Here is a 13,367-nt window from a genome sequence, read left to right on the forward strand (position 1 = left end):
GATCCAGACCTAAAGTTCTATTAAACGAATATGGCCGGGTTTTAAATCGCCTAGTATGAATTGGTCAATTTGAATGCGGACAAGACGCTGGACTTCAAAACCTAAGTGAGCCAGCATTCTGCGGATTTGACGATTCTTGCCTTCGTCCAGCACGATTTCCAGCCAGCAATTCTTTTCGCCTTCCTGGTGCATCTTTGCTGATACCGCATGCATGAATTCCGCTTGTTCTCCAAAGACTCTCGGGGGGACGGTAAAACCGTCCTCCATTTTTCTTAAGTCGTCGGGAGAGGGTTTTCCCGATGTCTGCACCCGATAAACTTTTAAATGTTCTGCAGGTCGGTCCTGCCTAGGCTCCATAATGCTGTTGGCCCATTCCGTATCGTTGGTAAAAAGCAGCAAGCCTTCGCTGGCGGCGTCAAGACGACCTACAGGGGAAGTGTGGGGAACACTTTTTCCAGGATACATCTTGATGTACTGTTCTGCAAAAACTTCCATGACGGTCTTGCGACCTTTTTCATCGTTTGCGGTAGTCACCACGCCGCGGGGCTTGTTCATCATGAAATAGATTTTCTGATTAGCCTCGACTTTCTGGCCGTTGACGGTAATTTCGTCCTGTTCTCGGGCGGGGGCGTCGGGATCAAGTACCTGGCGCCCATTCAGTTTTACGCATCCTTCACGAACAAGAGCCTCTGCCTTGCTACGGCTGCAAAAGCCCCGTTTGGAGATGACGCGGGCGACGCCGTGGGCGCCTTTGGATGGTTTATTGCTCTTGAAATGCATTGCTGATTAAAGTATATAGCTTTTTGTTCAGTTCGTTGTTCAACTGGTCTGCATTTCCCGCATCCGAAAAGTCGCAGTCCTTTCCCCGTTCCCCGCAGATGTCTACGCCTAGAATCCTGTGGTTCTTAAAAAGTACGAGCAGGGTTTCTTCCAGCTGCGTATAGGTAAGGCTTCCCTGATCCCAGTTGGTGGCTGCGTCTTCCTTGCAAAGGGCGTCCTTGTCGATGCTGATGTAAACGTTCGATGTGGATGGAATTTGCGCCAGGACCTGTTCTGCCACGGGAGCTCCGTCCAGGACGTCGCTTTCCTTGATGAAGGTCACTCGGTCGACGTATTTGTCGAATTCTGCGGTAGGGTCTTTTTTCAAGTCTTCGATCAGTTGGTCGGATACCCCAATCAGGATTACGTTTTGAACATTCTTGTTGTGGTCGAGGACTTCCTTGACCCATCCGCCACAACTCAGTATCCCTTCAAAGCGGGGAGGCTGCATGTCGGGATGATGATCAAAAATGACCAGGCTAAACTGCTTTTCAAGCGGGTCTGTCCACAGCTTGCTCATGTAATGATAATTGCCGTTATCGAAGAAGTGGACGCCTGGATGTTCACCGGAATTCTTGTGTACAAAAGGTCGAATTTCCGCCTGTGCATCATCGTCGCAATAGCAGTCTGTACCATTAATTTGGGTGCAATCAAGCCAATTTACATCAGAATTTTGTTTAAGTTCCAGCATGAAAGGCTGTTCTTTGTAAACAAAAGTAAAATCCTGAACGCTTGTTAGAAATTTCATACCGCAAAATTACAAAAAAATTTATTTTTGGCGCCATGATGACCAAGAAACATGTTGCTGTAATTCTTTCGATTATTTCCGTTCTTGCGATCGCCTTTTTTGTCCGCGGCTGGTATGTTTTCTACCAGTGTGGCGCTGTGGAACAGTGCCTGGCGGATTCTAGCTATTTCCAGCATATTGCCAAGTTCTCTGTAACCACCCTCATCACCATTATGGCCTTGTTCTGTGGTAGTAAATACTGTATTTGCAAGCGTGACCGCAGACTTCTCCAGGTAGGCATGCTTTGCGCTTTCTGTGCCGATATTTGCTTCAAGATCCTGCACAATGTGACTCATTTGTTTGAGCATAGTGCTGATTATACTTTGATGGGCATTAACTTCTTTATGGTTTTCCAGTCCATCTTTATTTATCGCCACACTCGTACCAGTGATACGGATGATCATGTTCCTTGGATTATTGTAATTCCCTTTGCAGTGATGTTCGTTTTCAATGCGCTTCACCTTTTCGGTGTGTTTGAAGCAGCCCTGATTCCTACTGTTGCAACTTATGCCGCATTCCTGATCTGCTCTCTGATTGTGGCTTGTAATGTCCCGAAGATTGGCTATTTCTCTCCGAAGAATTCGACCATCATCAAGTATGGCATGATTTTGTTCTTCCTTGGTGATGTTTGCGTGGGCTTGTCCCTTGCAACTGGCCCGGATCACAGTATCCAGGAAATTGTGGCTACTGTTGCCAATAATTTCGTCTGGTATTTCTATGTACCCGCTCTCCTTTGCCTGGTATTGAGCGGCTACAAGAGAGATTAATTCTGGATTCGGAATTCTTCAAGAACGACATCCTTCTCGTTGGGGCGAGAATTCTTCGTTAATAGGTAGAAGATGGGGGTGTCGCAGGCGGCAAGCAGCATCTTGAATACGTACTGGCCTACCATCATGGAAAGGAGAACGGGACGCATTTCTGCTTGGAACAGCCAACCAAAACCAAGGCCGAAAGCGATGCCGATAAATACCACGGTATCCAGGATCTGGCTGGTCATGGTAGAAGCATTGTTCCAGATCCAGCGATGTTTCGTATCCCCATGTTTTGCGATGTAGCGGTCACGGATATTGTGGAATACCCAGATGTCCCATTTTTGGGCGATGAGGTAGCCTGCAAGACTTGCCACCACGAATACCCAGTTTTGTCCCAGGAGCTTCACGTAGGTTTCTTGCATGTTGGCATCCGCTGCGGGGAGGTGCTGGGTCAGCAATATCAAGAGGGTGGCGAATACTTGACCCACTAAGCCGAAAATGACCGCCTTGTTGGCTTCTTTCTTTCCCCAGATTTCTCCGATGACATCAGTAGCGAGAAAAGTGAATGCGTAGCAAACTCCTGCGCCAGGCAAGGTAATTTTGCTTCCAAAAAGGCTAAAGCCCGTGTACATCAGTTTGGCAGTGACTACGTTTGATATGACGAGGCCGACGGTAAAGATGATATTCAGAAGAATTAAGTTTTCGTTAGTCTTTTTCATTGTTTTAAATCCTTATGGGATTGCAGGGTCCTTTGCGTTGTTGGCTTCGAATGCTCGGGCGCGATCGATGCAGGTGCCGCATTCGCCGCAGGGCTTTTCGCCACCTTCGTAGCAACTCCAGGTCAGTTCAAAGGGTACCTTCAGCTCGAGGCCTTTTTTGACGACTTCTGCTTTTGAAAGTCCTGCGAAAGGCGCTGTGACGCGAACCTGCTCGTAGGTGCCGATGGAGATGGCTTTGCTCATGGTATTCACGAATTCTTCGCTGCAGTCGGCGTAGGCGTTGCCGGCGGCATCATCGCCATGGGCGCCCAGGTAAATTTCAACGTCATCATTTTCAAAAATGCTTTGGGCGAGGCTTGCACAGACGCTGAGCATTAAACCGTTGCGGAAGGGAACGTAAGTGGAAACTTTCCCTTTGGCGGCGGCAGGCTGCGTGATGCTTGCGGGCTGCATGACGGCTTCTGCTGCGGCCTTGTTGTCGGCAATTTGCTGCTCGTAGCTTTTGTGCTCGATCGCTTGATTAGATTGGCTTAGCAGGGAACAGTTGGAAAATTGCAGCACGCTGGACAAGTCAAATTCGTAATGGGCAAGCTTGTAATAATCAGCAACCTTGCGGGCGCATTCCAGTTCCTTGTTGTGTTTTTGACCGTAAAAAATTGAAGTGGTGGCGACGTTTTCTGCACCGTACTTTGCCACAGCCATGGCAACGCACACGGTAGAATCAACACCGCCCGAAGAAAGGACGATTGCTTTTTTCATATTGAAATCAGGTATGAGGTCGCAGCCCTATTGGACTGCTTTGATGTGCGAGATGAGAAAAAATGAAAGTTTATAACTACCAACAGCCAACAATCAACTGTCTACTACTTATACTCTCTGCGGTCGACGCTTGCGAACAAGCGGTCGATTGCCTTCTGTTCGTACACGGTACCCGGTTTGCCGTAGTTGGCGAAGGGGTAGATGGAAATTCCACCGCGGGGAGTGAAAATACCTTCCACTTCGATGTACTTCGGGTCCAGAAGTTTTACCAAGTCCTTCATGATGATATTGGCGCAGTCTTCGTGGAAGTCACCGTGATTGCGGAAACTGAAAAGGTACAGCTTCAAGGACTTGGATTCCACAATGTACTGGTCCGGCACGTAGTTGATGCGGATTTCCGCAAAGTCCGGCTGACCTGTTTTCGGGCAGAGGGATGTAAATTCCGGGCAGTTCAGCATGACCATGTAGTCATTGTCCGGATGCTTGTTGGGGAATCGTTCCAATACTTCGGGATCGTAATCGTATTTGTACTTGGTGTTCTGATTGCCAAGTAAGGTGACGCCTTCAAGTTCTGCGTCGGTGCGGCCGCATTTCTCGGTCATTTTAGCTCCTAGTTTTGTTTTGAGACAGGAGGTTTTCGAACTGTCTACTTTGTTAAGCGGGGAGCAATGTAGAAAAAATTGGGAAGGCTTTCAAGGTTTGCAAGGTGAAGTGCGCCCCTTGATGCCCTATTTAAACCGTTTGCAGAATTTGCAACTTTGGCAGAAGGGATGGCGAAGTTCGTGATTTGCGAATCCTTCACGGATATTTGTAGCCATGGGGGAGGATAGAATTTCTGTCAAGGAATTTTCCTGAATATGGCCTAAGGTGATTTGACCGCTATGATCTAGACAGCAGGCCACAACGCGGCCATCGTGGAGAATGGCGCAGTGAGTGTCCAGGGCGCGACAAGTTCCTTTTGAGGAAAGAGTCTCGCCACCTGCGGGCCATTCAAAGCGGGAGTCCTGATGAATATAAATGCGGCCTTCCACAAGGAAGCTTTTGTGACGGCTGCAAAAATGTTCCAAAGTAATGGGAGCGCGGTTTTGCTCAGCAGCGCTGTTCTGGCCTGCGACGCAGTTCTCGCTTGAGGAGTCCGTGCGACCAAATGCTTCATTCACCTGCTTCAGCATGTAGTTGTTCCAAGCGTTGGAACTTTCGTCACCTACGTTCCAAAGACGTAAATTGATGTACAAGTCCGGCCGTTCCACGGCAGCCATGCGGCAGAAATCCAGAACGTTTTGCAAATAACTGCGGGCTTCATCCAAAGGCAATTCTGCGTAAGCGTGGGTGGAAAAATTCACTTGACGCACGGCGGAAGAGGCAAGAATGGCTTTCCCTACACGCTCAATGGTGGTGCCGTTGGTGGTGAGTGTTAGTTGTAACTTCTTGTCATTAATTCTGACGCTTGAAACCTGCTCCAATTTTTTAAGGAAATTTCCAAAGCTCGGATGGAGCGTAGGTTCTCCAAGTACATGGAAGTATACTTGTTCTGTAACGGTTGCTGCTTCCCTTAAACAACGTTCAAAAAGTTCCGACGACATGAAGGTTCGCGGCGTAGAATCGGCACGGGATCCGCAGGGGCAGAAACTGCAGTGCAGATTGCAGACATCCGTGATTTCAATATAAACGCCGTTCATTCTTGAGTGTCTTGCCACAGTGCGTCATGCCGAACTTGTTTCGGCATCAGCTTAAAACTTCAGTTTCAATTTCTTCTGGTTGTAAATGCTTTGGCCACCATTGCAAACGTAGGCTGCAACGCAAGTCACAAAGAATACCGGCAAAGTGTCAAAACCAAAAACTTCGCAACCAATCAAAATGGGGGCCCACAAGGTGTTGGTGGCACTTCCGAATACGGCTGCATAACCAAGTGCTGCAGCCAACGGGAAGGGGAGGCCAAAGGTTGCTGCAGCCACTGCACCGAGGGTTGCGCCAATGCTGAACAACGGGGTTACTTCACCGCCCTGGAAGCCTGCTGCCAAAGTGAGAATCGTCAGCACTACTTTCAAAATCCAGTCATAATTGTGGATGCCGGCGGCGACTCCGTCTGTTCCAATGAAGCTAAGGTCGATCAAGTTGGTGCCCAGGCCGGAATAACGGCCCTGCCAAAGAAGCAAGAAAATCGCGGAAAGCGAAACGCCCATGATGGCGATGCGCTTGATGGGGTTGGGAAATTTCTTGGCGAAGAAATTCTTGGCCAGGCTCAACAGCTTTGCGAAACCTCCGCCCACAATGCCAAAGAGAATACCAATCAGCGCAAGTTTTACAATAAAGTTCATGTCCAAGGCTCCGTCATTCATAAAGAGCCCTGCTACATCCAGGTTGCCGTTTGCACCAAGTAAATCGTTCAGGTCTACGCTAAATTTTTCAAGACCCAGCATATTGGAGACCTTGCAAGCTGCAAATGCCGCTACAACAGCCGGAAGCAAGGCTATCAAATCCATGTGACCAACAATCAGGACTTCCAGAGCGAATGCGGTTGCCGCCAGAGGAATCTGGAAAAGTCCGCTAAAGCCTGCGGCCATGCCTGCCACCAGCAAAATATGACTGGCATTTTCGAAGGGGAACTTTTTGCTGATGTTGTGACCGAGGGTGGCTCCAATTTGTACTGCGACACCTTCACGGCCGGCACTACCGCCGAACAAATGAGTCACCCATGTGGTTACGGCAACCAAGGGAATCAAGCGGAGGGGAATGTTGTTTTCCTTGCCCTGGCCTACTGCAAAAACAAGACCCATGCCACGTTCTGCTCCCTTGCCAAACTTCTTATACAGCAGTACTATGCCTGCACCAGCCAAAGCAAGTGCCGGAATAAAATACAGCGGATTTGCATCACGGAGCCCGCCAACAGCTAGCAGTACCTGGCCAAAGAAAGCCATCAACGCACCGATGGCTGCACCCATGGCGGCTGCCACGATGGTTAGTACGGGAATGGCGAACCACTTCTTGAAAAATCCGCCTACGCGGGCCTTCATCTGTTCTTTCGCCATCTTCATCATCTGCTCCTTCATCTCGGGAGACATGCCGGCGAACTGTTCCTTAAACTGATTGTATTTATTAAAATCCATGCTAAACTCTTTTTTGTTTTTTCGGAGGAAAATGTAGAAAATGAAAAAGTCCAACGGGGTTTCCGCTGAACTTTTAAATTTGCTTAGATTGCCTCGTTACGAGCGCTCCTCGCAATGACTTTTCGCAAGGTTTGCGAAGCGCTTGTTAAAGACCGCCCTATTGCAGACCGAATGGTTTAAAGTCCGCTCAATTACAGACCGCTCAGTTCGCGGGCCTTGGCTTCCACGCCTGCGGTGTCCTTCGGGTCCTTCAGCATGATGTTCACGAAAACGGAACCTGCGACAACTGCATGCACGTGCTTACAGAGAACCTTGGACTGTTCGCCGGTACGAATACCGAAACCGCCAAGCACCTTTGCGCCGCCCTTGCCCACGGTGTCCAGGAAGTCGAGAGTTGCCTGGTCGATGACCGTCTGGGAGCCGGTAGTACCTGCGCGAAGTGCGGCGTAGATGTACTTGAAACTCTTGGATGCCATTTCTTCGAGGCGAGCCTTGGTCATGCTGGGGGCTGCCACCGGAATGTTATCCATGCCGTACTTGGCGCAAGCGGCGGTGAGACCTTCGTCGTTATCGAAGGGAAGGTCCGGAATGATGCATGCGCTAACGCCTGCGTCCTTGCACATCTTCACGAAGTTTTCAACGCCCGGAGTAAATGCCAGGGAGCCGTAAGTCATGATGTAGATGGGGGTGTCCGGATGCATGTCGTGAATCTTCTTCACGATTTCAAGACCCTGCTTGGTGGAGTAGCCTTTTTCCAAAGCTACGGTAGAAGCGGTCTGAATAGCGGGACCGTCGGCGCTGGGGTCGCTAAAGGCCAACTGAATTTCCAGAATGGAAGCACCACCCTTAACGAGAGCGTCTGCGATGGCAATAGAAGTTTCACCGTCGGGAAAACCGGCGATCAAATGGGACATTAAAGTTATCGGAGCTTTAGTTTGCATATCAATATCGTTTTGATTAAAAAAATCTCGTGTTTATAGAATTATTAGGGGTCAGGGGCTAGGGTCTAGGGGCTAGTGAAAATTCTGTACCCTATACCCTGTACCCTACACCCTATTTATTCATAATCTCTGCGTCGTGGATGTCCTCGTTGTTTTCAAGGCGCTTCAGTTCAGCTGCCAGGAATTCCTTCCACTTTTCGGGGCGGAACACAGGGCTCGTGATGAAGATGTCCTTGTCGCCGCGGCCACTCATGTTGATGATGATGGCCTTGTCCTTGGGGAATTCCTTGGCGATCTTCATGGCGGCGGCACCGGCGTGGGAACTTTCAAGAGCAAAGAGAATGCCTTCGTTCTTGGCGAAGAAGTTCACGGCTTCCAATGCTTCCTTGTCCAGAATGCTGGTGAATTCCACGCGGCCACATTCGCCGAGGGCTGCAAGCTGCGGGCCAATGCCCATGTAGTCGAGACCTGCGGAAATGGAGCGTGTGGGCTGAGACTGACCGTCGTCATCTACCAGGAACTTGCTCTTGTAACCCTGAACGATGCCCACCTTGGCGGCATTGCCCACCATGCGGGCTGCGTTTTCGCCCAGCTTCGGGCCTACGCCACCGGCTTCTGCGCCGATAAGACGAACGTTCGGATTTTCGATAAACGGGGTGAACACGCCGATGGAGTTGGAACCACCGCCTACGCAAGCCACGATGGCTGCAATGTCGATGTTGCGTTCTGCAGCCTGGCGCTTTACTTCTTCACCGATGATGCTCTGGAAAGTACGGACGATATCGGGGAACGGTGCGGGGCCGAGAGCGGAACCCAGAACGTAGTGGGTGGTAGCGAAGTTGGTTGCCCAGTCGCGCATGGCTTCGTTCACCGCGTCCTTCAAGGTGCGGCTACCGCTGGTGACAGGCACCACCTTGGCGCCGTAAAGCTCCATGGTGGCAACGTTGGGCTGCTGACGACGAACATCCACTTCGCCCATGTAAACGATACATTCAAGACCAAGCTTTGCACAAGCGGCTGCAGTGGCGAGACCATGCTGGCCAGCGCCAGTTTCTGCGATAATACGGGTCTTGCCCATCTTCTTTGCCAAGAGGCACTGACCGATGGCGTTGTTAATCTTGTGGGCGCCTGTGTTTGCAAGACCTTCCAGCTTGATGTAGATCTGTGCGCCGCCCAGAAGTTCTGTTGCGGTAGGGGCATAGTACAGCGGAGTTTCGCGGCCGATGTAGTCGCGCTGGATAATTCGCAATTCTTCCAGGAATTCCGGATCCTTGATGTACTTGTTGAAGGCTTCTTCAAGATCGTCCAGAGGGCGACGGATGATTTCGGCTACATACTTGCCGCCGAACTTGTCGAAAAAGCCGTTATCTGATTCTACCAGAGATTTTGCCATATGTGGTTCCTCTATGCTGTCGTTCAGAGAAAAACTGCTGATGCATTTTTCCTCTGAGTGTCACCCTGAGCGGAACTGCTGAAGTTCATTCCTCAGAGTGTCATCCTGAGTGGAGGCGAAGCCGTAGCGAAGGATCTAGAATCATCAACTCGCGGGCGCGCAACTCTCAAAATGACATTTTGTTTTAAACGCCGTAAAAATAGCTTTTTTAGGCGCAGGCCCTGGATTACCTGGAGGATTCTAAATGTCTTTGGGGAAAAATAAAAGCCTCCAGGGAGTCTGGAAGCCTTTTGCCTTGATCAACTATACTTGCAAAAACCAGACTCTATGTTAGAGCCCGCGCCACCATCGGCCGTCAAAGTTTTCGCAAAGCACGTTAATCATCTTCATGTTTAAAATTTATGAATATCACAAAAAATTGGCAAGGGAATGGGGAGGAATTATAGGGAAAATTTGCTGGAGGTAAGCTGTAGTTCCCCCAGGTTCAAAAAGAGTCTCTATAGGTCTTTAGGGTTAATTACGTCTTTAGGGTTAATTGATTCTTCGGAACTTTGGCTGTACCACCAGTCTTTAGGGTTAATTACGTCTTTAGGGTTAATTGATAGTTTAAAGTCTTTGATATTTTCGAAAGCAATGAATTTATATAGGTCTTTGAAAGATTTTGAAATGAAAAAAATAAGATATACATAGACGACAAGTAACATAAGAAAGACGGTGCCTAAAAGGATGAAGGGGGTGAAATATGTAAGGATATGTCTATTATTGATTGATATAAAAGGCTCGTTTTTTAGCTCATCACCTATTAGAATTTTGGCAAGAAAGTTAGTAGGTTTGACTAGGATATGTGCTAAAATAGAGTATAGGATAATTAATAGGACAATTAATAGGACAATGAAAAGGAATATAGAATTTAAGTTAAGCTTAGAAAAAACTTTAGGAAGAATCGCTATGAGACTATGAATTAAAATTGAACCCAATTTCGGTTTCTCCTTTAGTGTTATCACATATACGTTTTAAATTTTCATTCATATTAGATAAAGTTTTGTTATCAATATCTATTTTATATTGACTTTCACCACCTCGTTCCCATCTATCTCTAGCCATTCTAACTCTATCATTCTTTTCAGCCAAAGCATTTATCAATTCGCTATTTTCCGATAAATTCAAATTCAATGACGTTAAACATTCTTCCACTTCTTTATTTTGTACAACATCATTAGTTGGTGTTGGTATTGGTGTATAAACATCTTTATTTTTATAAATTCTATCAGATACTTGCTTTTCAGTATTAAGTAGTGCTTCAGGTACACCTTCATTATCTGTATTTTCTTTAGTTGCTTCTGAAAGATTCTTAAAATCATCAGATTGACCGAACAACGATTCATCTTTTTTCCTTTCCATATATTTTCGGGCAGATGCCATAATGGCGGCCTGATCATCCTTAGACATTGAATATATTTCTTGCTCAAGCTGGGCGCCGTCTAAGCAAGCTGATAAAGTTCCCGAAAAGCACTTCTCCCATGCATCTGCATATCTTTTAGCAACTACATCGCGAAAATCGCCACCGCAAGCAGATAAAGCAAGGGTGACGATTAATAAGAAAAATAGATTACGTACAAAACTAAAACAATTCATTCTTTGTAACGATTTTGGCATCGCCATTTTTGAATACATAGACAACGTCGCCAACAACAGGCTGAAAATCAAGTTCCTTGATGTTAATATCGAAAAAAGACCCGTCGTTGGCACCAATAGAAACTCGATCTTCTAACACTCGTACAATCTTTGCACATTTTGAAGAATTTGTTTTTACGGCATTGACTGTTGAGTTCGGTATATAAGTTGCGGTAGATTGTTCAAAAGAATTATCTTCCTGGTGAAAAGGAACGCCGAAATCATTTTCTTCATCATCTCCACGTTGACAACACAAATAAATGAACCAAAATATGCCAACAATTGGCACTAGGATTATAAAATACCACGCACCGCTCCTATTGATATCGTGCATACGACGCCAGGTGAGAGCCAAATGAGGAATAATAGTTGCAAGTGCGAAAAGATAATACAAAACATCAAAAATATCAGAGATTCTTACAAGAGTCTTGGCCGTCGAAAGGGTAATGTTTCTTGATGAGTACAGCGATTCTGCCAGCCCATAGAAAATACCTGACATAATCAGAATAGCAAAAACTATAAGGGCGTTGAACAGAACGAACGTCCAAAACTGTTTGCGGGTTGCTCGCCCACTAAACTTGACATATTTTTTGAATGCATCAATATAACATGAGAAAGCGGACATGTCACTTGATTCATAAGCCAATAGCGGACTTGCCTGGACATCACCTGTCGCAGCAGAATTTGCAAACGGTTTTCCACACGCCTTACAAAATTTCACATCGGCATCTTCATGTGCTTGGCCGCAATTTCTACATCTTTTCATATTTTCTCCTGTTGACAAACTTGACTGCTAAATGTGACTAGATTTCGTAAGACATGCTACAATCCATAATCGTGCCAGACGAAAAACGCCCCATCGTCGATCATACATGCTATCGCAAATAAACTCGACACAATGAAAAATGCGCACGTGAATATGAACAAACGCTGCTTAAACACTTCTGATGCATTAGGGTATAAGGCTTTTCCCCATTTGTCTGCATAAGTTCCTGATTTCAATTCATAAGAATCAACAATTACCCAAGCATTCAATCCCAATAAGCCAAAATCAAAGACCAGCATGCTAAACACGTAAAGAGCTGCCTTCGCAATGCCCTTGGCAACATTTCCCGCATAAAAATCGTGAACGCCAATGGCTCCACACCAAAAGCACAACCACATAGCCGTTTTTTGCTCTTTCAGGGAAGTTTCCGTATTCGTTAATTCGTCCCCCAGACTATTGGGAGAAGCAACGGCGTCAGATGTTGTTTGTTTTAACGAATTACCACAAGATGTGCAAAATGCAGCATCATCTTGAACGGGCGCATCACATTTAGAACAGAACATAACATTAAATCCAGAAAATAAACTTCAATGTCAAATGTAAAAAAAAAAAACCAATGTCAAGTTTTTTTTAAAATTTCAAAGGAAAAAATGAAAAAAAAGCTTTCATCCTAAAAAACCGTTGTTTAAAAACAAAAAAGTTTCAAATAACATTCTGACTATCGGGTAAATGCGGTTAGATCAATTCCGAGCCGTTTTATTTAGTATTTTCACCGGGTTCAAAAAGAACCCCTATAAGATATCCTTTGCTAAGATGTCAAGAACTCAATAAAATCCTTGGCCTTGGGCCAGATTTGAACGCCTTCGGTTTAAAAGAAATACAATGTTGCGATTCAATTTATTATATTAAAGGCATGGTCAATGTTTCCGATAAATTGCTGCAGCAAATCGTTCAGTTCGCAAAGAAGTGTGAACTGAGTCGTGTGGTGCTGTTTGGCTCCCGCGCCCGCGGAACCAATAGGGATCGTAGCGACGTTGACCTGGCCGTAACAGGCAAGAACGTTTCCGATTTTCAGTTCATGCTGGAAGATGAGGCTGATTCGCTCCTGTCTTTTGACGTTGTGGATATGGAATCGATTATATCGCAAAAGCTGAAGCAGAACATCGAACGTGAGGGGGTTTGCCTCTATGCAGAAGTTTGAAAATTTCAAGAATTGCTTCGAAGTTCTGAAAAAGTCTGAAAAGGCAAAGGCTTTGGCGGATGAGATTTATAGAACTGGTGTAATAGGCCAGTTTGGTTTGGCTTTTGAGTTGGCCTGGAAAACTCTTCAAGAGTTGATGCGAACCCATGGAATCGAGGAGGCCGAGAATGGATCTCCTCGAGAAATTCTTCGTGCAGGATTTAAGTATGGATTCCTGAATGATGAATCGGTGTGGCTTCAGATGTTGAAGGATCGCAATTCTGCAACGCACATTTACGACGAAGATGCATTTAATGCGGTTTTGGACCGCGTCTATTCAAGTTATATTAACTTGTTTGATAACTTCAAGACGATCTTGGAATCCAAGATTTCTGTGCTAGAGAACTCTGCCGAAAATAAGCTGTAGTTTTCCCCGGTTTCGAAACGAGTTTCTGTAAGATGAATTGACT

At 46.5% G+C, this 13,367-nt stretch carries 15 protein-coding genes; 3 read left to right on the forward strand and 12 right to left on the reverse strand.

The features are described 5' to 3' along the window. Positions 1 to 9 precede the first annotated feature (9 nt). The gene (locus tag BGX12_RS00830) at positions 10 to 780 is read right to left on the reverse strand and encodes a pseudouridine synthase (protein ID WP_109734194.1); all 771 of its coding nucleotides are present in this window, start codon (positions 778 to 780) and stop codon (positions 10 to 12) included. Continuing rightward, on the reverse strand, positions 761 to 1,567 hold the full coding sequence (locus BGX12_RS00835; RefSeq protein ID WP_109734195.1) for an arginase family protein: 807 nt from the start codon (positions 1,565 to 1,567) through the stop codon (positions 761 to 763). The genes BGX12_RS00830 and BGX12_RS00835 overlap by 20 nt, the downstream gene beginning before the upstream one ends. A 35-nt stretch (positions 1,568 to 1,602) precedes the next feature. Here BGX12_RS00835 and BGX12_RS00840 point away from each other — a divergent pair, with 35 nt between their 5' ends. Beyond that, on the forward strand, positions 1,603 to 2,373 hold the full coding sequence (locus BGX12_RS00840) for a hypothetical protein (protein WP_109734196.1): 771 nt from the start codon (positions 1,603 to 1,605) through the stop codon (positions 2,371 to 2,373). On the opposite strand, the gene BGX12_RS00845 is transcribed toward BGX12_RS00840, so the two are convergent. The 10 genes from BGX12_RS00845 to BGX12_RS00895 form a co-directional block, all read right to left on the reverse strand. Next, complete coding sequence (locus tag BGX12_RS00845; protein WP_109734197.1) at positions 2,370 to 3,077, reverse strand: queuosine precursor transporter; 708 nt, start codon at positions 3,075 to 3,077, stop codon at positions 2,370 to 2,372. The two genes, BGX12_RS00840 and BGX12_RS00845, sit on opposite strands and share 4 nt — an antisense overlap. A gap of 12 nt (positions 3,078 to 3,089) precedes the next feature. Next, positions 3,090 to 3,836, reverse strand: a complete 747-nt coding sequence (queC, locus tag BGX12_RS00850) for a 7-cyano-7-deazaguanine synthase QueC (RefSeq protein ID WP_109734198.1) — start codon at positions 3,834 to 3,836, stop codon at positions 3,090 to 3,092. 104 nt (positions 3,837 to 3,940) lie between these two features. Further along, entirely contained in the window at positions 3,941 to 4,438 is a 498-nt protein-coding gene (gene queF / locus BGX12_RS00855) for a preQ(1) synthase (protein ID WP_109734199.1), read from the reverse strand. A 126-nt stretch (positions 4,439 to 4,564) separates the two neighbouring features. Continuing rightward, positions 4,565 to 5,515, reverse strand: a complete 951-nt coding sequence (locus tag BGX12_RS00860) for a radical SAM/SPASM domain-containing protein (RefSeq protein WP_109734200.1) — start codon at positions 5,513 to 5,515, stop codon at positions 4,565 to 4,567. Between the two features lie 51 nt (positions 5,516 to 5,566). Beyond that, positions 5,567 to 6,850 carry a chloride channel protein gene (locus tag BGX12_RS00865; RefSeq protein ID WP_370245135.1) on the reverse strand — a complete coding sequence of 428 codons (1,284 nt, stop codon included), beginning with the start codon at positions 6,848 to 6,850 and terminating at the stop codon, positions 5,567 to 5,569. A gap of 284 nt (positions 6,851 to 7,134) precedes the next feature. Further along, positions 7,135 to 7,884, reverse strand: coding sequence for a tryptophan synthase subunit alpha (trpA, locus tag BGX12_RS00870; RefSeq protein WP_255416849.1), 750 nt, complete (start codon positions 7,882 to 7,884; stop codon positions 7,135 to 7,137). Positions 7,885 to 7,996: 112 nt separating this feature from the next. Continuing rightward, positions 7,997 to 9,277, reverse strand: coding sequence for a tryptophan synthase subunit beta (gene trpB / locus BGX12_RS00875; protein ID WP_109734201.1), 1,281 nt, complete (start codon positions 9,275 to 9,277; stop codon positions 7,997 to 7,999). A gap of 954 nt (positions 9,278 to 10,231) precedes the next feature. Then, on the reverse strand, positions 10,232 to 10,912 hold the full coding sequence (locus tag BGX12_RS00885) for a hypothetical protein (RefSeq protein WP_109734203.1): 681 nt from the start codon (positions 10,910 to 10,912) through the stop codon (positions 10,232 to 10,234). Then, positions 10,899 to 11,717, reverse strand: a complete 819-nt coding sequence (locus tag BGX12_RS00890) for a DUF805 domain-containing protein (protein WP_109734204.1) — start codon at positions 11,715 to 11,717, stop codon at positions 10,899 to 10,901. Before BGX12_RS00890 ends, BGX12_RS00885 begins: the two co-directional genes overlap by 14 nt. Positions 11,718 to 11,773: 56 nt before the next feature. Then, the gene (locus BGX12_RS00895) at positions 11,774 to 12,280 is read right to left on the reverse strand and encodes a zinc-ribbon domain-containing protein (protein ID WP_109734205.1); all 507 of its coding nucleotides are present in this window, start codon (positions 12,278 to 12,280) and stop codon (positions 11,774 to 11,776) included. 350 nt (positions 12,281 to 12,630) lie between these two features. Between BGX12_RS00895 and BGX12_RS00900 the strand changes: the two genes are divergently transcribed. Beyond that, on the forward strand, positions 12,631 to 12,918 hold the full coding sequence (locus tag BGX12_RS00900; protein ID WP_109734206.1) for a nucleotidyltransferase family protein: 288 nt from the start codon (positions 12,631 to 12,633) through the stop codon (positions 12,916 to 12,918). Then, on the forward strand, positions 12,905 to 13,324 hold the full coding sequence (locus BGX12_RS00905; protein ID WP_109734207.1) for an HI0074 family nucleotidyltransferase substrate-binding subunit: 420 nt from the start codon (positions 12,905 to 12,907) through the stop codon (positions 13,322 to 13,324). The genes BGX12_RS00900 and BGX12_RS00905 overlap by 14 nt, the downstream gene beginning before the upstream one ends. Positions 13,325 to 13,367 lie beyond the last annotated feature (43 nt).

The sequence above is a fragment of the Fibrobacter sp. UWR4 genome, assembly GCF_003149045.1.
Classification (GTDB): Bacteria; Fibrobacterota; Fibrobacteria; order Fibrobacterales; family Fibrobacteraceae; genus Fibrobacter.

Excerpts from the sequence above, each read along its gene's own strand:
- trpA (WP_255416849.1), bottom strand. The coding sequence starts at position 7,884 with ATGCAAACTAAAGCTCCGATAACTTTAATGTCCCATTTGATCGCCGGT.
- BGX12_RS00895 (WP_109734205.1), bottom strand. The coding sequence starts at position 12,280 with ATGTTCTGTTCTAAATGTGATGCGCCCGTTCAAGATGATGCTGCATTT.
- BGX12_RS00845 (WP_109734197.1), bottom strand. The coding sequence starts at position 3,077 with ATGAAAAAGACTAACGAAAACTTAATTCTTCTGAATATCATCTTTACC.
- BGX12_RS00890 (WP_109734204.1), bottom strand. The coding sequence starts at position 11,717 with ATGAAAAGATGTAGAAATTGCGGCCAAGCACATGAAGATGCCGATGTG.
- BGX12_RS00830 (WP_109734194.1), bottom strand. The coding sequence starts at position 780 with ATGCATTTCAAGAGCAATAAACCATCCAAAGGCGCCCACGGCGTCGCC.
- queC (WP_109734198.1), bottom strand. The coding sequence starts at position 3,836 with ATGAAAAAAGCAATCGTCCTTTCTTCGGGCGGTGTTGATTCTACCGTG.
- BGX12_RS00840 (WP_109734196.1), top strand. The coding sequence starts at position 1,603 with ATGATGACCAAGAAACATGTTGCTGTAATTCTTTCGATTATTTCCGTT.
- BGX12_RS00860 (WP_109734200.1), bottom strand. The coding sequence starts at position 5,515 with ATGAACGGCGTTTATATTGAAATCACGGATGTCTGCAATCTGCACTGC.
- queF (WP_109734199.1), bottom strand. The coding sequence starts at position 4,438 with ATGACCGAGAAATGCGGCCGCACCGACGCAGAACTTGAAGGCGTCACC.
- BGX12_RS00905 (WP_109734207.1), top strand. The coding sequence starts at position 12,905 with ATGCAGAAGTTTGAAAATTTCAAGAATTGCTTCGAAGTTCTGAAAAAG.
- trpB (WP_109734201.1), bottom strand. The coding sequence starts at position 9,277 with ATGGCAAAATCTCTGGTAGAATCAGATAACGGCTTTTTCGACAAGTTC.
- BGX12_RS00835 (WP_109734195.1), bottom strand. The coding sequence starts at position 1,567 with ATGAAATTTCTAACAAGCGTTCAGGATTTTACTTTTGTTTACAAAGAA.
- BGX12_RS00900 (WP_109734206.1), top strand. The coding sequence starts at position 12,631 with ATGGTCAATGTTTCCGATAAATTGCTGCAGCAAATCGTTCAGTTCGCA.
- BGX12_RS00865 (WP_370245135.1), bottom strand. The coding sequence starts at position 6,850 with ATGAAGGCCCGCGTAGGCGGATTTTTCAAGAAGTGGTTCGCCATTCCC.
- BGX12_RS00885 (WP_109734203.1), bottom strand. The coding sequence starts at position 10,912 with ATGAATTGTTTTAGTTTTGTACGTAATCTATTTTTCTTATTAATCGTC.